Source organism: Chryseobacterium paludis (assembly GCF_025403485.1).
Lineage (GTDB): Bacteria > Bacteroidota > Bacteroidia > Flavobacteriales > Weeksellaceae > Chryseobacterium > Chryseobacterium paludis.
Window position 1 is genome coordinate 847858 of record NZ_CP099966.1, and the last position, 18370, is coordinate 866227.

The following is an 18370-nucleotide window of genomic DNA, read 5'->3' on the forward strand; positions in this document are numbered from 1 at the left end:
TTATAAGTATAACTGGATGTAAATTATTAATTTAGCAAAAGTATAACTTAACCATATTATCATCAATACTGATAAATAACCATTTTATGAAGATTGTAGAAACGTTGAATGAAAAATTGCTGAACAAAGATCTAAATAAAAGCAATGAATGTTTATTGGGTATTGATACTTACAAGAATACTGCTCTGATGTATTCTCAAATCGAAAATGCAATTTCAGTATTAAGCGACATGCAGGCTAATAAGAGCTATGTTTATAAATCCAATACAGCTTTCGAATTAGGTTTAAATGTGGATGAAAATCCTATGCTCATCGATTCCATTTGGGAAGAGGAGATATTAAAAAAAATACATCCTGATGATAAGCTTAAAAAATACATTCACGAATTAAGATTTTTCAAACTCATGGATTCATTGAAACCTAAAGCACGACAGGATTATAGTGTTTTGTCGAGAATACGGATAAAAGACAAAAATGAGGAATATAAATTTGTTCAGCATAGGATGTTCTATGTGTATTCACCATACAACGGAAAACTTAGATTTGCATTATGTCTGTATAGTATCTCCATAGATCAGTCAATTCTTTTACCTTCAGATTTTCTCATTGTAAACTCTGTAAAAGGAGAAGTAGTAGTAGAGGATAAACTTAACTACAGGAATATTTTGTCGCAAAGGGAATTAGAGATTTTGAAATTTGTAGGCGAGGGTTTTACCAGTAAGGAGATTGCAGAATTCCTATTTATAAGCGTTAATACAGTTAGCCGCCATAGACAGAATATTCTTGAAAAACTGAAAGTAAAAAATTCAATAAAGGCCTTTAATGAAAGCTTTCATTAATTAATAGAGTGTTCTGATCTTCATAAAAGTTCACCATATATATTCGGTATATTTTTTTTTAATTCGTACTTTTAGTAAAAGACATAAAGCTACGTATATGAAGAAAAAAGAAAAAAATGTAAAGAGAGGAGAGGAAATTACCAATAAGTATCTGGCATTCTTAGATGAGCATATTCAGAATGTTATTTCTGGTAATACTTCTGAATTTATGGAACTTAACGAAATAGCTGTACATCTTGCGATTTCTCATACACACCTTACCGATACGGTTAAAAAAGAAAAAGGAAATCATCCTTGTCATTTTTACGATACTAAAATTATTGAACAGGTTCAGATCATGCTGTCAGAAACTGATCGGTCCATTGCAGAAATAGCCAGAATATTTACTTATGATCCTTCCAATTTTTCCAAATTCTTCAAAAAATGGACGAATCTGACTCCAGGAGAGTATAGAAACATAAATCAGAATAAATTACCGAAAAGTTCACCATAGAAACATCATCGCTAATAATCATATTTGTAAGACATACTAATTAAAAAATACATAATTATGTCGAAAAATGACCTAACAGGAAAGGTGGTATTAATAGCTGGTGGTGGAAAGAACCTTGGTGGCTTGCTAAGCAGAGATTTTGCCAGAAAAGGAGCAAAGCTTGCTATTCATTACAACAGTGAAAGTTCAAAACAGGAAAGTGAGAAAACGTTAGCGGAGGTCAAAGCTTTAGGAGCTGAAGCTTTTCTTTTTCAGGGAGATCTTACAAAAGTTGATAATATCACTAAATTATTTGATGAAACGGTAAAAACCTACGGTGGGATTGATATTGCCATCAATACAGTTGGAATGGTTCTTAAGAAACCCTTTGTAGAAACTACTGAAGCAGAATATGACTCCATGTTTAATATTAATTCTAAAGTGGCATACTTCTTTATTCAGGAAGCCGGTAAAAAATTAAATGACAATGGTAAGATATGTACAATTGTAACATCATTATTAGCTGCTTACACAGGGTTGTACTCAACATATGCAGGAGCAAAAGCACCTGTAGAACATTTTACTAGAATGGCTTCCAAAGAATTTGGTGATCGTGGGATCTCCGTAACAGCCGTAGCACCCGGACCAATGGATACTCCTTTCTTTTACGGACAAGAAAATAATGATGCTGTAAACTATCATAAATCTGCTTCTGCATTAGGAGGCTTAACTGATATAAAAGATATAGCACCATTAATAGAATTTTTAGTAAGTGATGGCTGGTGGATTACAGGCCAAACCATATTTGCAAATGGAGGATATACCACCAGATAAGTGACCAAAAAATGATGAAAAAAGCGATTGTGAAAACTGTCGCTTTTTTTATTATACCTGTTTAAATGCCCCTGGATAGACCTCAATAGCTGTTAATATAAATTAATATAAATAGGTTATGTTGTTAAATTATTTGATTTTCAATGAATAAGGTTAAAATGTTATATACATAATATATTTTCGATGAAAATTAAAAGTAATCGATGTGAAATATTTATATATTTGTTTACTAAACAACTAATAATTTAAAGGATGAATATTAATTTTGCAACAGCAACTTTTAAGGATTTTGAGAACATTCCAGATTACGATATTAATCAAAGAGCAGAGTATTTTTATGAATTTCTAGATCATATGAAGTCCAGAGGACACATGAATTACAGATTGAAAAATACGTCGGGAACCAATGCAACATTAAATATAAATATTGCCAACCAAAATAAGGAGTATGTAAGCTTTGTTTCCAGTGACTATTTAGGGTTTACACAACACCCGAAAATAAAGCAGGCTGCTATTGAAGGGATTGAAAAATATGGAACAGGCACAGGAGCCACACCGCTTATTGGTGGGTACTTCGATTACCACTATGCTTTAGAAAAAAGAATTTCTAGTTTTTTTGGGAGAAATGAAGATGAAGCAGTATTATTTACGACCGGGTATACGGCGAATAGTGCAACTTTACAGATTTTAATGCAGAAAGAAGATATTGCAATTTTAGATATGGCTGTACATGCCAGCGTTCATGAAGGATGTGCTTTTACAAATAAAAAAACATTTCCACACAATAATTTAGAAGCTTTGGAACACATTTTGAAGATATCTGAAAATATGTACCGTACGAAGCTTGTTGTTGTGGATGGTGTCTATTCACAAGATGGTGATACTTCTCGCATCAATGAGATATATGATCTTGTGAAAAAGTATAACGCCTATATCATGGTAGATGATGTACATGGTGTTGGAATTTTAGGAGAAACAGGAAGAGGTACCCTTGAGCAGGCAGGTTTGCTGGATAAAGTAGATTTTATAACTGGTACATTTAGTAAAACTTTCGGTAACCTTGGAGGATTTGTGATCGCTAATAAAAAAATAGCATCATTTCTTAAATTTCAATCCCGACAGCAAATTTTTTCCGCAACAGCACCGCCTTCTTCAGCAGGAATAGTTAAAGCTATTGATTTGATAGATGAAGAACCGATTTGGAGAGAAAAACTTTGGAATAATATCAATTATTTTAAAAAAGGACTCGATGATTTGGGATTGGATACCGGAATTACCTGCTCAGCTATTATTCCTGTGAAAATAGGAGATCAAAGTAAAATGTGGGATATCGGTAGAATATTAATTGAAAAAGGAGTTTATACGAATCCTATTATGTATCCCGCTGTGCCGAGGAAAGATGCACGTATCCGAATGAGTGTAACGGCAAGACATGAAAAAGAACATCTAGATAAAACACTCAATGTATTTGATGATATTAATAAAAAATTGCATATTGCGAAAAAATAAATAATTATGCCTAGAAAAGTGGTGCAAGGTCCCATTAGGGACAAAGAGAAAACAAAACAAAAACTGCTTGCAGCAGTTGGTAAAATTTTGAGAGTAAAAGGTTATTCAGGCCTGAAAGTAAGTAAAATTGCAGCTGTAGCCGGATTTGATAAAAAACTGATCTATGAGTATTTTGGTAGTACTGATAAACTTATTGATGAATATATAAAGTCTCAGGATTATTGGAGCAAGTTTAGCCCCAATATAGAAGAAGAAAAAGCTACTACTATTGGTAAAGAGGCTTTAACACAAGGGATTCTTACTCAGTTTGAGAGCTTAAAGAAAAATAAAGAACTTCAGAAAATCATCCTTTGGGAGCTTTCAGAAAGTAAACCGATCCTTCGAAAACTAGTACAGGAAAGAGAAGATGTAGGAGCTAATTTATTCGAAAATGTTACAGATCCTTATTTTGGAAAAAATGCAAAGAGATTTAGAGCAATTATGGCTTTGATTGTTTCAGGAGCTTATTATTTAAATCTATATCCTGCATATAATGCAACTGAATTTTGTGGACTTAATATGAAGACCGATGAAGGAAGATCTGAAATTGAGAAAGCTATTGTTGATATTATAGATTTTGCTTACCAGAAAAAAGATGATCAATAAGATTTACCGGTTTGATTAAAAATAAATTTGTGGATAATTTGAAAACTTTTGGCTTTCAGATTAGAAGTATATTTCTTATTTTTGACCAATGGAAAATTTCATAGTATCTGCAAGAAAATATCGCCCACAAGAGTTTGACACTGTTGTTGGGCAGTCCCACATTACAGATACTTTAGAACATGCAATTGAAGAGAACCAATTAGCGCAGGCTTTGCTATTTTGCGGGCCTCGTGGTGTTGGTAAGACTACATGTGCCAGAATCCTGGCCAGAAAGATCAACGAAAAAGATGGTTCCGTTTCAGAAGATGGTTTTGCTTATAACATTTATGAGCTTGATGCTGCCTCTAATAACTCAGTTGATGATATTCGTGAACTGATCGATCAGGTTCGTTTTGCACCTCAGGTTGGCCAGTATAAGGTATATATTATTGATGAGGTACATATGCTGTCTTCTGCAGCCTTCAATGCTTTTCTTAAAACACTTGAAGAGCCTCCTGCACATGCAATTTTTATTCTGGCAACCACGGAAAAGCATAAGATCATTCCTACGATTTTATCCCGTTGTCAGATTTATGATTTTAAAAGGATCGTTATAGAAGATATTCAAGGGCATTTGAGGACTATTGCCCAAAAAGAGAATATTCAATATGAAGACGATGCTTTATATCTTATTGCACAAAAGGCAGATGGTGCGTTAAGAGATGCCCTTTCTATTTTTGATAGACTTTCTACATTTTCTCAAAAGAACATTACACTTGCTAAAGCAGCAGAAGTACTTAATATTCTGGACTATGACCAATATCTGAATATTTTAGATCTTGCTAAAGAAAATAAAATTCCAGAAGTCCTTTTTGCATTTAATGAAATTGTAAAGAAAGGCTTTGACCCTCATATATTCATTGCAGGATTAGGAAATCACTGCAGAGATCTTATGATGGCTCAGAATACTTCAACAATCGACTTAATTGAGGTAGGTGAAAAAACAAAGATTAAATTTGTTGAGCAAAGCCAGAAATGGAATGCACAACAATTGATTGATGCTATTGAGATCTGCAACCATGCGGATATTAATTATAAAAATTCTAAAAATCCCAGACTTACTGTAGAAATTGCATTAATGCAATTGTCTTCTCTGACGGCTCAAGGAGACGTTGCTAAAAAAAAAAGTTTATAATATTAGCTCCATTTCTTAGTGAAAAACAGGAAATAAAACTTCCTCAGAAAGAGAAGCCACAGCCAATTAAAGAAGAAAAAACTGAACAACCTTCTGGTTCAGGTGATATTCCTCAGGAAATTGTTGTTAAAAAAACATCCAAACCCTTGTCAAAGCAAGGTTTTTCATCTGGATTCAGTATTAATTCCTTCATTAATAAAGAGGAAAAAGAAAAGAAAGAAGAAACGGTTGTTACTAAAACAGATAATCTGCCACAACATCATTTTACGGAAACAGATCTGCTAATGGAATGGAATTTGTTCTTGAAACAAATCCAATTCAAACAAGCCGTTGTTTATAATGCTGTTAAATCATTTAAACTGGTTAAAATTGACGAGAGTAATGTTCAGGTTTTATACCCCTCGGACTCCGCAAAAGTTGAATTTGATAAAATAAGTGGCGAATTTTTCAATCATTTTAAAAGAAAAGTACTTAATTATTCTATTGAAATTGATTATAAAAAAGACATTCAAAATCTTAAGATAGAGGTTGTTACGAAGAAAAAGATATTTGAAAAGTTTATAGAGAAAAATCCTTTACTAAAAGATCTTGATGATTTAATGAAGTTTGATTTGTCATAATTTTATATCTTTGTCAAATATTTTTGTTTAAAATAAGTTTTTGACAAAAACAAATTATTAATTGTAAAGCTAGAAATAGACGATTCACAGTATAAAGTGGAAAAATTATTTATCCCATATCTGTCTACTTTAAACCTTTTTGGTTTTATATCCGCTGATTATTTTAGCGGCTATTTTAGCTTTTCGGCTACTTATTATAGAAATTTTAGAAGTTATTACCGATTTTATTGGTATTACTAATTAAATTTCTTTCCAAAAAATAGGAATAAAAGGTCTTCTCATTTTAATTCCTGATCCCATTAAAAATTTTTAAACGGCATTTTTTGAAAAGAATTATAAAGTAAATTTTATAAGGGAAGAACTATTTGTGTATAATATTAAAAATAAAAAATAAATTAACAATATGACTTTAAAAGATTTAAAAAACGATTGGATTAATGAGTTTTCACAACCATTAATGATTGCTGGACCTTGTAGTGCTGAAAGTGAAGCTCAAATGTTGGAGACGGCAAAAAGAATTAGAGAAACAAATGCTCAGGTTCCTATTTTCCGCGCTGGTATCTGGAAACCCCGCACCAAACCCAATGGTTTTGAAGGAGTAGGAGTGATCGGATTAAACTGGTTGAAAAAAGTAAAAGAAGAATATGGCTTTAAAACCGCTACAGAAGTTGCTAATGCACATCACGTTTTTGCAGCATTAGAAGCAGATGTAGATATTCTTTGGATCGGAGCACGTTCTACTGTAAATCCATTCACAGTTCAGGAAATTGCAATGGCCTTGAGAGGAACTGAGAAGACAGTATTGGTTAAAAACCCGGTAAATCCAGATTTAGCTTTGTGGATAGGAGCCTTAGAAAGACTATTAGGACAAGGAATTCAAAATCTTGGTGCTATTCATAGAGGTTTCTCAACATACCAAAAAACTAAATACAGAAATAATCCTAACTGGCAGATTGCTTTAGATTTTAAAAGTCAGTTTCCAAATATTCCAATGTTAATTGACCCTTCTCATATCTGTGGAAACAGAACAGGATTAGCAGATGTTACCCAGGAAGCTATGAATGTTGGTTACCAGGGAGCTATTATCGAGAGTCACTGTAATCCTGACGAAGCATGGAGCGATGCTTCACAGCAAATTACTCCGGAAGTTTTAGCGGAATTAATAGGTAATTTGAAAATAAGAAACTCTGGATTAGCAGGATTTGATGGAGAAATGGGTAGACACAGAACATTAATTTCTGATCTCGATTTTCAATTAATCGAACTGCTTTCTCAAAGAATGAAAGTTTCTGAAAAGATTGGTAAACTTAAAAAAGAAAATGATATCGCTATTTTCCAGCCTGAACGGTGGAAAGTAATTACTGAATATGCTACTCAGAAAGCTAAAGAAACAGGAATGTCTCAGGAATTTATTGAGAAAGTTTTCAAAGCGATTCACGAAGAATCTATTGAAGTACAGAATAATATTATGATCGACAGATAATTAGAAACAGGATTAATATTTTTAGGGCTTAGGAACTAGGGATGGAAAATAATAGTATTATATGTTATATTTCTAAACCTGAATCCTAAGCCCTAATTCCTTATATTTGCAGTCAATAAAATATGAAAGGAAAAATAATTAAATCTACAGGAAGTTGGTATCAGGTTTTGGAAATGGAAACCGGTAGAATTTTCGAGGCCAGAATTCGCGGAAAATTCAAACTGATAAAAACCCGTCTTACCAATCCACTTGCTGTAGGAGATTATGTGGAATTTCAACTTGAACAGGATGATATCGCATGGATTACTAAAATAGAACCACGTAAAAACTACCTGATCAGAAAATCTGTTAACCTTTCAAAAGAAGCTCATATTATTGCATCCAATATTGATATGGCATGCTTTATCTTTACACTTAAGCATCCTGAAACATCCCTGGGGTTTTTAGATAGATTTCTGGCATGTTGTGAAGCTTATAATATAACACCATTAATTTTATTCAATAAAATAGATGTCTTAAATGAAGAGGAAATAGAGATCGTAAAAGATATCGAATTTACTTATCAGGAAATTGGATATGATTCATTAGAAATTTCTTCTTATTCAAGGCTTAATTTAGAAGATTTAGAGGAGATTTTAAAAGATAAAACATCGGTGTTTTTTGGGCATTCAGGATGTGGGAAATCTACCTTAGTGAATGCTTTACAACCAGGACTGAATTTAAAAACTTCTGAAATATCAGATTCTCATCTTAAAGGAAAACATACTACCACCTTTGCTCAAATGCATTTTTGGGCTTTTGGCGGGAATGTAATAGATACACCAGGCGTGAGAGAGTTTGCGATGATTGATATCCAGAAAGAAGAAGTACAGCATTATTTTCCTGAAATTTTTAGAAAAAGAAAAGAATGTAAATTTCACAATTGCATGCATGTTAATGAACCAAAATGTGCCGTTCTTGATGCGATTGAAACTGGAGAGATTCAGTATTCAAGATATTCTACATATATAAAACTGATGGATGAAGCAGAAGAAGCTTCTCAAAAATAATCTTCTTCATGAGCCAGGAAAAACATATTCCTATCCATAATCTAACATATCAGGAATTTCAGCTGACAACCCTGGAAGGGGGACATCCCGAAAATTTTGATGATATTCACCGGCATAACTTTTTTGAAATCCTCTGGTTCAATAAGGTTAAAGAAGACAGCCAGCTGGAGTTGGATTTTGAGCACTACACGATCAAAAACAATCAGATATGCATTATAGCTCCGGGGCAGGTATTTAATATGAAGCTTCGTGGTGAGAAAGGCTATGTTTTTGCCATCAGTAGAGAAATTTTTCAGGAAATTTGTGAGATAGAGGTTATTTTAACCAGTGGCACGCAGCCTTTCTTTTTAGATACAGCAAGTCAAAAGACCTGTCATGGTCTGATAAAACTCCTTGAGCAGGAATATCATGGAAGTTCCCGTATGAATTTGATCAAAGCTTATCTTAAAGCTTTTTGCATCATTATTACTGAAGATCTTACCTCGCAGGAATCTTTAGTGAATGATAAACTGCGCATTCAAAACCTGATTGTTCTGATTGAAGAATATTATATCACAGAAAGGGAAACCAAGTTTTACGCAGAAAAACTTAATGTAAGCACTCATCATCTTAATGATATTGTTCGTATTTCAAGGGCAACTACAGTGAAAAAGATGATTGCCCAACGGATTTTACTGGAAGCTAAAAGAGAACTAAGCTTTGGAGCTTTAACGATAAAAGAAGTTGCTTTTAAATTAGGATTTAATGAAGCTTCTTATTTTTCAAGGTTTTTTAAAAAGCAAACAGGATATAATCCGGAACATTTTAAAAGTATAAAAGATCAATTCTAAGGAAATCTTCAGTTTGTGCTGGTATCCCCTCAGTTGTTTTATTGGGTCTTCCTTTTTTTTATAAGAATTTTGCACATCGTAGAAGTCATAATGTTGGCGAATAATGATTTAAAAATTCTTTATGAAAAACCTGAGTATTATTGTATTTATTTTAGCTCTTTTGAACACCCTTGAGTCCTTGAGTATCGATTTATATTTACCTGCTTTTCCAAGTATGGCAAAAATCTTTCAGACAGATATTGGCCACATACAAATTTCTATTTCCATTTTTTTTGCAGGTTTTGCTATTGGACAGCTGTTGTGGGGACCATTATCCGATAAAAAAGGAAGAAAGCCAATGCTTTATTGTGGTTTAATTCTTTTCATTGTGGGAGCAGTTGCTATTATTTTCACTGAAAATATTTATGTATTGTGGATGATGCGTTTTCTTCAGGCCTTTGGAGGAAGTGCGGGTATCGTTATTGGCAGAGCAATTGTGATCGATTTATATGACAAAGAAAAGGCAGTAACTATTTTTTCTAAACAATCGCAGATAAGTGGGATCGCACCCATTGTAGCGCCGCTTTTGGGAAGTATATTTCTTAGATTCTGGGGGTGGAACAGTGCATTCAGTTTCTTAAGTATTTTAGGAGCTTTAACCTTATTACTGGTCGCTAAGTATGTGCCGGAAACCAATTCAAGGATAACATCGCCTGAAACTAAATTAAAACATCAGTTAAAAATTATCATTTCAAATGGAGATTTTATAAGCAATACCATCATTGGAAGTATCGCTTTTGCTTCATTGATTATTTATATTTCCAATGCTCCGTTACTATTTATGGAAATTCATGGGTTCTCCAGTGAAGTATTCAGCTTTATATTTGCTTTTAATTCGATGGCGTTGATATTTGCTGCATATATAACACCGAAATTAACGCAAAGGATAAGGGATACGAAAATTTTATTATCTGCAGCAATTTTGCTTCTTTCTATGAGTTGCCTACATTTGATAGTATCAATAGTGCAGTTGAATGTAGGTTTGGAAGTAGCAGTCTTATTTTCCTCCCTTATAGCAATAGGTCTTCTGTTTCCTATTACTACGGCACATGCATTGTCTCCTTTTAAAGAAGGACGTGGAACAGCTGCGGCATTAATGGGGTTTATGCAGTTGATGGTTACTTTCTTAATGTCAGCATTAGTTGGTCTTTTAGAATCTAAATCGGTCATGCCAATGATTATTGCGCGTATTTTACTTGCAGCAATTGCAGTATATTTTGCTTATTATACTTTTTCCCGGAAAAAAGTTTTGGCATAATACATAAATATTAATTCAAAATGAATAATTTATGACAAAATTGAGTAATTCTGAATGAAATTATGCCATTTATGCTATCATATTTGAGAGCATTTTTTGAACAATAAATTATTGATTTTTACCTTTTTTGGATTTTAGGCGAAGATTTTGGGGATTTTTTCGCAAAGGTTAGTAGGAAATTTTATGAGTATTCATAATAAAAAACCCAGCCGAAGCTGGGTAAAAACTAATAACCATGAAAACTCAAATTAAACATGAGAATCGCAATAAAATAAACAATTACTGTGCCAAGATTTATTTCGCATTTCTTAATAAAAGTTATTTTTATGTTAAAAAAAAATTAAAATAGAAGTAAGAATATTTTTTTGTAATTTTGCGCCATTAAAAAAAATATACATTTATGTCTAACATTACATTCACTATGATTAAGCCTGACGCAGTAGCAGATGGACATATCGGTGCTATATTAGGTAAAATTGCAGAAGGAGGTTTTAAAATCAAAGCTTTAAAATTAACTCAACTTACTGTTGCTGATGCAAAAAAATTCTACGAAGTACATGCTGAAAGACCATTCTATGGGGAATTAGTAGAGTTTATGAGTTCAGGTCCAATCGTAGCAGCTGTTTTAGAAAAAGACAATGCTGTTGAAGATTTCAGAACTCTAATTGGTGCTACTAACCCAGCTGAGGCTGCAGAAGGTACTATTAGAAAAATGTTCGCAAGAAGCATTGGAGAGAACGCGGTTCACGGTTCAGATTCTAATGAAAATGCTCTTATTGAAGCACAATTCCATTTTTCTGGAAGAGAGATTTTTTAAGATAAAAGATTTTTTCAAAATATAAAATCCGGGGATTATTCTCCGGATTTCTGTTTTACAAAAAGGTAGGGTGTGGATAGCCTCAGCCAGCAATGTTGTTACAGGTTACTTTCGATAGCACCTACTTTTTCCCTGTATAACTCAATAGGTTTATCAAGTAATACGGCAATAATAGTCATATTCCTATCCAATCTTTCTTTTGGAGCATCAATATAAATAATTCCCGGTCTGTCACTCCAATATAATTTATTAAAAATATGATGGCTGATCATAGAACCTTCACCAACAATTCTTATTCTTGAGATCCCATTTTTAATTCCCTTCAGGGCAATAGGTCCGCTGGGAATTCCTTCTACAAAAAGATAAAGGGTTTGTTTATCCTTCGAAAGGGTGCTCATTCCTGAATAGTGGCCACCTGGTAATCCTTTGCCGGTATCGAAAAGAGCTTCAGCATGTTTACTGATCCATGATAAAACTTCAGGGTTTGTATTTGGAGTTTTTGGAATGGTCATATCCATACCATCATTAGTAAGTCCAGAATGATCTAATACATTGTTTCCATCATTTATTTGGTTGGCAATGTTATAAATTGTCTCTTTTGTATTTTTATTGTTTATTACATCTGAGAGTGATTTTTTTTCTAGTGGGAAATCTTTTAATATTTTAAGTGGATCATTAAATGTTAATTGAACTACTGTTACATCCTCATCAAATTGCGTATTTGAAAGATTAAGGGTTAAAGTATTGTTTTTACTAAGATCAAAGTTTATTTTTGCTTTATTATCTCCGATGATTTTTGCAGAAATAGGTTTAGTTTTTATACCATAGATTTTCATGAGATCTTTGGCTTCCTCCAGATACAAAAAGAGGGATTTTCCATCAGCAGAAAGTGCTGATTTTCCTTTATAATTTTCAAAAGGTAATCCGCGTCGGGTAGCATAAATGGCTTCAGGGTATTTTGAAATCCATCGTCCCATATTCTTTAGAATTTTAACCTGTTCTTCAGAAACACTTCCATCAGCTTTCGGACCTATATCAAGTAGAAGGTTTCCACCCATACTTATTACATCTGCCAAAGTTCTTATCAGCATATTCGGGGTTTTATAATGAGTATCAAAAGGCTGATATCCCCATGAATCATTCATAGTATAACATAATTCCCAATATTTATTTTGTGGAGCAATTACGGGAATACCCTGTTCAGGAGTTTCATAATCTCCATGATTGTTTAATCTTGAATTAATGATAATATTCGGATTGAACTTTCTTAGATTTTCCAGCGTCTGTGAAGCTTGCCATTCTTCCGAAGTATGTTCCCAATCCCCATCAAACCATAATAAATCCGGCTTATACTGATTTGAAAGTTCATCTAATTGACTTTGGTAATACTGAATAAAACTTTGCCAGCGTTTAGGATCATTTTTAATTTCATACCTTTTTTTAATTCTTGTATTGATATCATAATAGGGATGACTCCAATCCGGAAGAGAATAGTAGAGTCCCGTTTTTATTCCTGATTTTTTAAGTTCAGTGACAAAAGGTGTTAAGACATCCTTTTTTGCTAAAGAATTTTCAGGAATGGTAATGGATTTTTCAGCTTTAGAATCCCAGAGTGAAACGCCATCATGATGTTTTGTAGTTATCACAGAATATTTAGCTCCGGATTCCTTAATTAGCTTTGCCCAATATTCAGGATCAAATTTCGATGCAGAAAACCCATTAAGCTGCTTCATGTAGTTTTCATGGTTAATATAATTATTAAAAAAGGACCATGATTCCGAAATTCCATCTACAGAATAAATTCCCCAATGGATAAAAATTCCAAGTTTAGCATCCTGAAACCATTCCATTTTCTTATTTTCAGTTGATAGGGATTGGGCATTCATATGGGCAGCTAATGACAATCCTAACAGGAACAATCCGGTAAATCTGCATTTCATGTTTTTTATTTTAATCTCAAAAATAGGAAAAAGTGTCTTACAAAACCCCTATTGATAAAGTGCTAATATGTTTTTCTCAATAAAAAAGTTTCAACTATAATCTTATCATAAAATAGATGGGAAAATTTTGTTTTTATTATAGTATTTTTGATATAATGCAATGGAATAATTCTTGTAACCATTCATTAAAATATAGATTATGAAAATACCAGCATTATTGATGGCAGGTTTAGTAACGGTAAGTTTATCTGCACAGACTACTACACCTACTGTAAAGAAAACTAAAAAGCCAATAAAGAAAGTAAGAAAAGCAGAGGTTCCTAAAAGTAATACAAGACCTATTGCTAAAAAAGATACTATTTTAAGAGGAAAGAACTATCCTTGCGTAGCATGTGGTATGGGTTAACTTATGAAAAAACCGCTATTAGGATTATCAATGATGGCTGAGGCAGATTTTGTTTCAGCTATTTTGCCTTTATTTGAAAACAACCAAATAGAAATTTTAGAATGGTCTTTTGATACTTTTTATGATGTAGAAGAACCTGAATGGCTAAAAGGTTTACTGGATTTTTATTCTCAAAATAACCGTTTGATCGGTCATGGTGTCTATTATTCCCTTTTTGATGCGAAATGGACAGAAAGACAGGAAGAGTGGCTTAATAATCTAAAAACTGAAACTGAAAAGCGCCATTATAATCATATAACTGAGCATTTTGGTTTTATGAATACAGAAAACTTTCATCAAGGTATTCCTTTGCCGGTTTCCTTGAACTCCAAAACACTACAAATAGGAAAGGACAGACTTTTAAGGCTGCAAGATGTTGTAAATGTTCCAATAGGAATTGAAAACTTAGCTTTCTCTTTTTCTATAGAAGATGTAAAACAACAAGGACAGTTTCTTGATCAGCTGATTACGGATATTGATGGTTTTTTAATTCTGGATCTTCATAATATCTATTGCCAGGCCTATAATTTTGACGTTCAGCTCGAGGAAATTATTAGTGCTTATCCTTTAGAAAAAGTTAAGGAAATACATCTCTCCGGAGGAAGCTGGAATCAAAGTATTTACACTAAAAATAAACTAATTCGCAGAGATACCCATGATGATGCTATTCCTGAAGAAATATTAAATATTCTTCCTTTTGTACTTCCAAAGTGTGAAAACCTGCAATATATTATTATTGAAAGACTGGGGTGTACCATAAAAACAAAAGATGAAAAAGAAGCATTTTTTGATGATTTTAGAAGAGTCAGAGAGATTATCGATAGCATTGAATATCATGAAAATAATTATCCGGCGATCTGGGAGAAAAAAAATGTTAATTTAGTTTCACCGCTCGAGGATCTACAATTATATGAAGATCAGACACGCTTAACACAGTTGCTGTTTGATGATAAACCGGAATTGATTAAAAGTCAAACATTTCACTATTTTAAAACAGATGATTGGGATATAGAGATGATTAATACTGCTAAGAGTATTATAAAAAAATGGAATCCTTATTAAAGGCGTTACTCATATATCGACATTAGAACCATAAAATAAAAACTATGAAAATGACAACAATTCTATTAATTTTAACTGCTGTATTAACGGCTCTTATAGGTGGCCTTTTTTATGCATATTCCTGCTCGGTGGTATTAGGCCTGGGGAAATTATCAGATGCAGAATATCTGAAAGCAATGCAGTCTATTAACAGGGAAATTCTAAATCCTGTATTCTTCCTGAGTTTTATGGGGACAGCAGCGATGCTTCCCATTTCTACTTTTTTATATAGGGCACAAAACCCTGTATTCATGTTATTGTTATTGGCAACAATAATCTATCTCATTGGGGTTTTTGGAGTTACGATAGTGGGAAATGTTCCTCTAAATGATCAGTTGGATCAGTTTAATATAGTAGATTCTACAGCAGAAGGATTAAAGAAGATGCGTGACGTTTTTGAAAACAGATGGAATTTTCTAAATACCATACGTGCTATATGCTCAACCTTGAGTATACTCTTGGTTATATGTGCCTGTGTCTGGACTAAAGCAGAATCATAGATTCAGTATAAATACTTATTGCAAATTCAGTATTTATACGGATGCACCGTTTTGTATTTATTGAGATCTTTACTTCAGCATAGAACAAAGAAAATTTAAGCATTAAAGTCTAAAAGACTGAAACTAATAACCATCGTAAGCTCAGATTTTCAAAGAAGAAAGGCAGCCTAACAGCTGCCTTTTGATATGATATAGTAATTTCTATATTTAAATTTTTAAAAGCTCTATTGTTCTTTCAGGACTTTCAGATGAGAAAACAGCGTTTCCGGCTACTAAAACATCAGCTCCGGCTTCAAATAATTTCGACGCATTATCCAAGTTAACACCTCCATCCACTTCAATTAACGCAGTAGAGTTGTTGCTTAAAATTAAATCTTTAGTTTCAGCAATCTTCTTATAGGTATTTTCAATAAATTTTTGTCCTCCAAATCCTGGATTTACACTCATTAATAACACCAAATCAACATCCGCAATAATATCTTCCAGCATTAAAACCGGAGTAGAAGGATTAAGCACAACTCCTGCTTTAGCTCCTCTGCTTTGAATAAGGTGGATCGTTCGGTGTAAATGCGTACAAGCCTCATAGTGGATAGAAATTAAATCAGCTCCGTGATCAATAAATTCTTCAACATACTTTTCAGGTTCAACGATCATCAAATGAACATCAACAAATTTTTTAGCATGTTGCTGAACAGTCTTCATCACAGGAAAACCAAATGAAATGTTTGGAACAAATCTCCCATCCATGACATCGATATGGAACCAGTCGGCCTGAGAATTGTTCAACATTTCAATGTCTCTTTGCAGATTCCCAAAGTCTGCGGATAATAGGGAAGGAGCAATTAGCTTAGTTTTCATTTTTACTTTTATATTAGATTTACTAAAGGTGTCAGACGTAAGATACCCGATGTCAGACTTGGTTCTTTTCCCAAAAGTCTGATATCTGACATCTGTTATCGAGTATCTTTATTAATGATATTTCAGTTTCATTTCCGGTTTTATCTTCAAAATCGTTTCGTAGATTAATGAGATAACGTTTCCGACATCTTCTTTTGAAACCATTTCTACCGTTGTATGCATGTAGCGCAAAGGTAGAGAAATCAAAGCGCTTGGAACACCGCCATTAGAATGTGCGAAAGCATCTGTATCCGTTCCTGTTGCTCTGCTGGCAGCCGCTCTTTGATAAGGGATCTTTTTAGTTTTTGCCGTATCAATGATTAATTCTCTGATCGTGTGATGAACACTAGGGGCAAAGAAAATTACAGGCCCGTCACCACATTTTTGGTCACCTTCTTTTTTCTTCTCGATCATAGGTGTTGTAGTGTCATGGGTAACATCAGTTACAATAGCGATATTTGGTTTTATCGTATCAGCAATCATGTCTGCTCCATATAAACCTACTTCTTCCTGAACGGAGTTTGTAATGTATAGACCAAAAGGAATCGTTTTTTTATTTTCCTTTAAAAGTCTTGCTACCTCTGCGATCATAAATCCACCAATCCTGTTGTCTAAAGCTCTGCAGACAAAATAACGGTTATTCATTTCAAAGAATTCGTCTGGATAAGTGATCATACAACCTACGTAAATACCCATTTCTTCAACTTCTTTTTTGGTAGTGGCTCCGCAGTCGATGAAGATATTTTCGATTTTTGGTGTTGGTTCGTTTTGATTAGCGCTTCGGGTGTGAATGGCTGGCCATCCGAAAACTCCTTTTACGATGCCATTTTCTCCATGAATGTGAACAACCTTTGATGGAGCGATCGTTTGATCTGAACCTCCATTTCGGATCACATAAATTAATCCGTCATCCGTAATATAATTAACGTACCAGGAGATTTCATCCGCATGTGCTTCGATAACCACTTTGAACTCTGCTTCAGGATTAATAATTCCATAGCAGGTTCCATAATGATCGACTTCAATTTTGTCTACATATGGCCGAATATAATCCATCCAGATTTCTTGTCCTTTATGCTCGTAACCGGTCGGTGAGGATGTATTTAAGTATTTTTCTAAAAATTTTAAAGATTTCTTTTCAAATTTCATAAAAAGGAATGATTTTTGCGTTCAATTTTTACTCTAATACGCGTAAAAATAATGAATTTTAGCAAGATTATTTGTCTTTTTCTTTTCTTTTTTGGGATTGGTGTTTTTGGACAAACAGATTCTATTATTGCTAAACCCCTGAGTCAGTACCCTCCGGAGGAGCTAAAAGTAGATGAATTTGGAAATAAATATTATTATGATGAAAGACAGAAAGCCAAGTTCTATGAAATAAATGGAGAAACAGTAGTTGTGATGGATGAGTTGATATTACTCAACAAGCCAAAATTCAATAACCAACTGGACAGAAATTATTACTATTTTCTTAATAAAAAACTTTACAGGGTATATCCTTTATTTGTAGCTGCTTTACAACAGTACAGAGATATTCAGAAAGAGATGACTAATCTGGATAGTAAAGCAAAAAGGAAATATGTGAGAGACCGGCAGAATATGTTAGCCGATCAATACGAAAAGCAGTTACGTGATCTTACTACGACAGAAGGTCAGGTTTTTGCAAAGCTCATGAACAGAGCGACCGGAAAGAATGTATTTGAGATCATTAAAGAATTAAGAGGTGGATGGAGTGCTTTCTGGTGGAATGTAAAGGGAAAAATGGCAAGTATAGATCTTAAAGATCAGTATGATCCTCATAGAAACAGAACGGATGAATTTTTAGAATCACTATTGCAGTCAAATTGGAACTCTGGTTATCTTCAGCCATATCCGGGAGCTGGTGATTTTAAAGTAAAGAAAAAATAAAAAAATACCT

General features: G+C 33.4%; 19 protein-coding genes. 16 read left to right on the plus strand and 3 right to left on the minus strand.

From position 1 onward, the window contains the following. The first annotated feature begins 86 nt into the window (after nucleotides 1-86). The 12 genes from NG806_RS03440 to NG806_RS03495 all read left to right on the plus strand — a co-directional run bounded on the left by NG806_RS03440 (nucleotide 87) and on the right by NG806_RS03495 (nucleotide 11569). Nucleotides 87-839 carry a response regulator transcription factor gene (locus NG806_RS03440; RefSeq protein ID WP_261511988.1) on the plus strand — a complete coding sequence of 251 codons (753 nt, stop codon included), beginning with the start codon at nucleotides 87-89 and terminating at the stop codon, nucleotides 837-839. A 97-nt stretch (nucleotides 840-936) separates the two neighbouring features. Beyond that, nucleotides 937-1332 (plus strand): helix-turn-helix domain-containing protein, encoded by a 396-nt coding sequence (locus NG806_RS03445; protein ID WP_214825658.1) that lies wholly within the window; start codon nucleotides 937-939, stop codon nucleotides 1330-1332. Between the two features lie 57 nt (nucleotides 1333-1389). Beyond that, nucleotides 1390-2145, plus strand: coding sequence for an SDR family oxidoreductase (locus NG806_RS03450; RefSeq protein WP_261511989.1), 756 nt, complete (start codon nucleotides 1390-1392; stop codon nucleotides 2143-2145). A gap of 252 nt (nucleotides 2146-2397) precedes the next feature. After that, nucleotides 2398-3654, plus strand: coding sequence for an aminotransferase class I/II-fold pyridoxal phosphate-dependent enzyme (locus NG806_RS03455; protein ID WP_214825654.1), 1257 nt, complete (start codon nucleotides 2398-2400; stop codon nucleotides 3652-3654). A 6-nt stretch (nucleotides 3655-3660) separates the two neighbouring features. Then, the gene (locus NG806_RS03460; RefSeq protein WP_214825653.1) at nucleotides 3661-4299 is read left to right on the plus strand and encodes a TetR/AcrR family transcriptional regulator; all 639 of its coding nucleotides are present in this window, start codon (nucleotides 3661-3663) and stop codon (nucleotides 4297-4299) included. A gap of 88 nt (nucleotides 4300-4387) precedes the next feature. Next, a complete protein-coding gene (gene dnaX / locus NG806_RS03465; RefSeq protein ID WP_214825651.1) occupies nucleotides 4388-5473 on the plus strand; it encodes a DNA polymerase III subunit gamma/tau in 1086 nt (361 codons plus the stop codon). A 146-nt stretch (nucleotides 5474-5619) separates the two neighbouring features. Then, nucleotides 5620-6093: a hypothetical protein gene (locus tag NG806_RS03470; RefSeq protein ID WP_261511991.1), complete on the plus strand. Its 474-nt coding sequence runs from the start codon at nucleotides 5620-5622 to the stop codon at nucleotides 6091-6093. Between the two features lie 403 nt (nucleotides 6094-6496). Then, the gene (locus NG806_RS03475) at nucleotides 6497-7576 is read left to right on the plus strand and encodes a chorismate mutase (protein ID WP_214825649.1); all 1080 of its coding nucleotides are present in this window, start codon (nucleotides 6497-6499) and stop codon (nucleotides 7574-7576) included. A 122-nt stretch (nucleotides 7577-7698) separates the two neighbouring features. Beyond that, nucleotides 7699-8625, plus strand: coding sequence for a ribosome small subunit-dependent GTPase A (gene rsgA, locus NG806_RS03480; protein ID WP_214825648.1), 927 nt, complete (start codon nucleotides 7699-7701; stop codon nucleotides 8623-8625). Between the two features lie 8 nt (nucleotides 8626-8633). Next, a complete protein-coding gene (locus NG806_RS03485) occupies nucleotides 8634-9455 on the plus strand; it encodes a helix-turn-helix domain-containing protein (protein WP_214825647.1) in 822 nt (273 codons plus the stop codon). A gap of 121 nt (nucleotides 9456-9576) precedes the next feature. Then, entirely contained in the window at nucleotides 9577-10752 is a 1176-nt protein-coding gene (locus NG806_RS03490; RefSeq protein ID WP_261511993.1) for a multidrug effflux MFS transporter, read from the plus strand. Nucleotides 10753-11152: 400 nt separating this feature from the next. Beyond that, a complete protein-coding gene (locus NG806_RS03495) occupies nucleotides 11153-11569 on the plus strand; it encodes a nucleoside-diphosphate kinase (RefSeq protein ID WP_076355787.1) in 417 nt (138 codons plus the stop codon). 98 nt (nucleotides 11570-11667) lie between these two features. Here NG806_RS03495 and NG806_RS03500 read toward each other — a convergent pair whose 3' ends face one another. Then, complete coding sequence (locus NG806_RS03500) at nucleotides 11668-13509, minus strand: alpha-L-fucosidase (protein WP_261511995.1); 1842 nt, start codon at nucleotides 13507-13509, stop codon at nucleotides 11668-11670. A gap of 199 nt (nucleotides 13510-13708) precedes the next feature. Here NG806_RS03500 and chrA point away from each other — a divergent pair, with 199 nt between their 5' ends. The 3 genes from chrA to chrI are packed head-to-tail and all read left to right on the plus strand — an operon-like array spanning nucleotide 13709 to nucleotide 15555. Next, complete coding sequence (gene chrA / locus NG806_RS03505) at nucleotides 13709-13915, plus strand: MNIO class RiPP chryseobasin precursor ChrA (protein ID WP_214825641.1); 207 nt, start codon at nucleotides 13709-13711, stop codon at nucleotides 13913-13915. Nucleotides 13916-13918: 3 nt separating this feature from the next. Continuing rightward, nucleotides 13919-15016 (plus strand): MNIO family chryseobactin maturase, encoded by a 1098-nt coding sequence (gene chrH, locus NG806_RS03510; RefSeq protein WP_261511996.1) that lies wholly within the window; start codon nucleotides 13919-13921, stop codon nucleotides 15014-15016. 50 nt (nucleotides 15017-15066) lie between these two features. Further along, nucleotides 15067-15555, plus strand: a complete 489-nt coding sequence (gene chrI / locus NG806_RS03515; RefSeq protein ID WP_214825637.1) for a chryseobasin maturation helper ChrI — start codon at nucleotides 15067-15069, stop codon at nucleotides 15553-15555. 207 nt (nucleotides 15556-15762) lie between these two features. On the opposite strand, the gene rpe is transcribed toward chrI, so the two are convergent. Both rpe and chrP read right to left on the minus strand, forming a co-directional pair. After that, nucleotides 15763-16413, minus strand: coding sequence for a ribulose-phosphate 3-epimerase (gene rpe / locus NG806_RS03520; RefSeq protein WP_214825635.1), 651 nt, complete (start codon nucleotides 16411-16413; stop codon nucleotides 15763-15765). Between the two features lie 111 nt (nucleotides 16414-16524). Continuing rightward, entirely contained in the window at nucleotides 16525-17601 is a 1077-nt protein-coding gene (gene chrP, locus NG806_RS03525; protein WP_214825632.1) for a chryseobasin maturation metalloprotease ChrP, read from the minus strand. 51 nt (nucleotides 17602-17652) lie between these two features. Between chrP and NG806_RS03530 the strand changes: the two genes are divergently transcribed. Further along, entirely contained in the window at nucleotides 17653-18360 is a 708-nt protein-coding gene (locus NG806_RS03530) for a DUF4294 domain-containing protein (protein ID WP_214825630.1), read from the plus strand. Nucleotides 18361-18370: the final 10 nt, after the last annotated feature.

Coding starts and splice junctions, on each gene's coding strand:
- NG806_RS03440 (WP_261511988.1), top strand. CDS start 87: ATGAAGATTGTAGAAACGTTGAATGAAAAATTGCTGAACAAAGATCTA.
- NG806_RS03445 (WP_214825658.1), top strand. CDS start 937: ATGAAGAAAAAAGAAAAAAATGTAAAGAGAGGAGAGGAAATTACCAAT.
- NG806_RS03450 (WP_261511989.1), top strand. CDS start 1,390: ATGTCGAAAAATGACCTAACAGGAAAGGTGGTATTAATAGCTGGTGGT.
- NG806_RS03455 (WP_214825654.1), top strand. CDS start 2,398: ATGAATATTAATTTTGCAACAGCAACTTTTAAGGATTTTGAGAACATT.
- NG806_RS03460 (WP_214825653.1), top strand. CDS start 3,661: ATGCCTAGAAAAGTGGTGCAAGGTCCCATTAGGGACAAAGAGAAAACA.
- dnaX (WP_214825651.1), top strand. CDS start 4,388: ATGGAAAATTTCATAGTATCTGCAAGAAAATATCGCCCACAAGAGTTT.
- NG806_RS03475 (WP_214825649.1), top strand. CDS start 6,497: ATGACTTTAAAAGATTTAAAAAACGATTGGATTAATGAGTTTTCACAA.
- rsgA (WP_214825648.1), top strand. CDS start 7,699: ATGAAAGGAAAAATAATTAAATCTACAGGAAGTTGGTATCAGGTTTTG.
- NG806_RS03485 (WP_214825647.1), top strand. CDS start 8,634: ATGAGCCAGGAAAAACATATTCCTATCCATAATCTAACATATCAGGAA.
- NG806_RS03490 (WP_261511993.1), top strand. CDS start 9,577: ATGAAAAACCTGAGTATTATTGTATTTATTTTAGCTCTTTTGAACACC.
- NG806_RS03495 (WP_076355787.1), top strand. CDS start 11,153: ATGTCTAACATTACATTCACTATGATTAAGCCTGACGCAGTAGCAGAT.
- NG806_RS03500 (WP_261511995.1), bottom strand. CDS start 13,509: ATGAAATGCAGATTTACCGGATTGTTCCTGTTAGGATTGTCATTAGCT.
- chrA (WP_214825641.1), top strand. CDS start 13,709: ATGAAAATACCAGCATTATTGATGGCAGGTTTAGTAACGGTAAGTTTA.
- chrH (WP_261511996.1), top strand. CDS start 13,919: ATGAAAAAACCGCTATTAGGATTATCAATGATGGCTGAGGCAGATTTT.
- chrI (WP_214825637.1), top strand. CDS start 15,067: ATGACAACAATTCTATTAATTTTAACTGCTGTATTAACGGCTCTTATA.
- rpe (WP_214825635.1), bottom strand. CDS start 16,413: ATGAAAACTAAGCTAATTGCTCCTTCCCTATTATCCGCAGACTTTGGG.
- chrP (WP_214825632.1), bottom strand. CDS start 17,601: ATGAAATTTGAAAAGAAATCTTTAAAATTTTTAGAAAAATACTTAAAT.
- NG806_RS03530 (WP_214825630.1), top strand. CDS start 17,653: ATGAATTTTAGCAAGATTATTTGTCTTTTTCTTTTCTTTTTTGGGATT.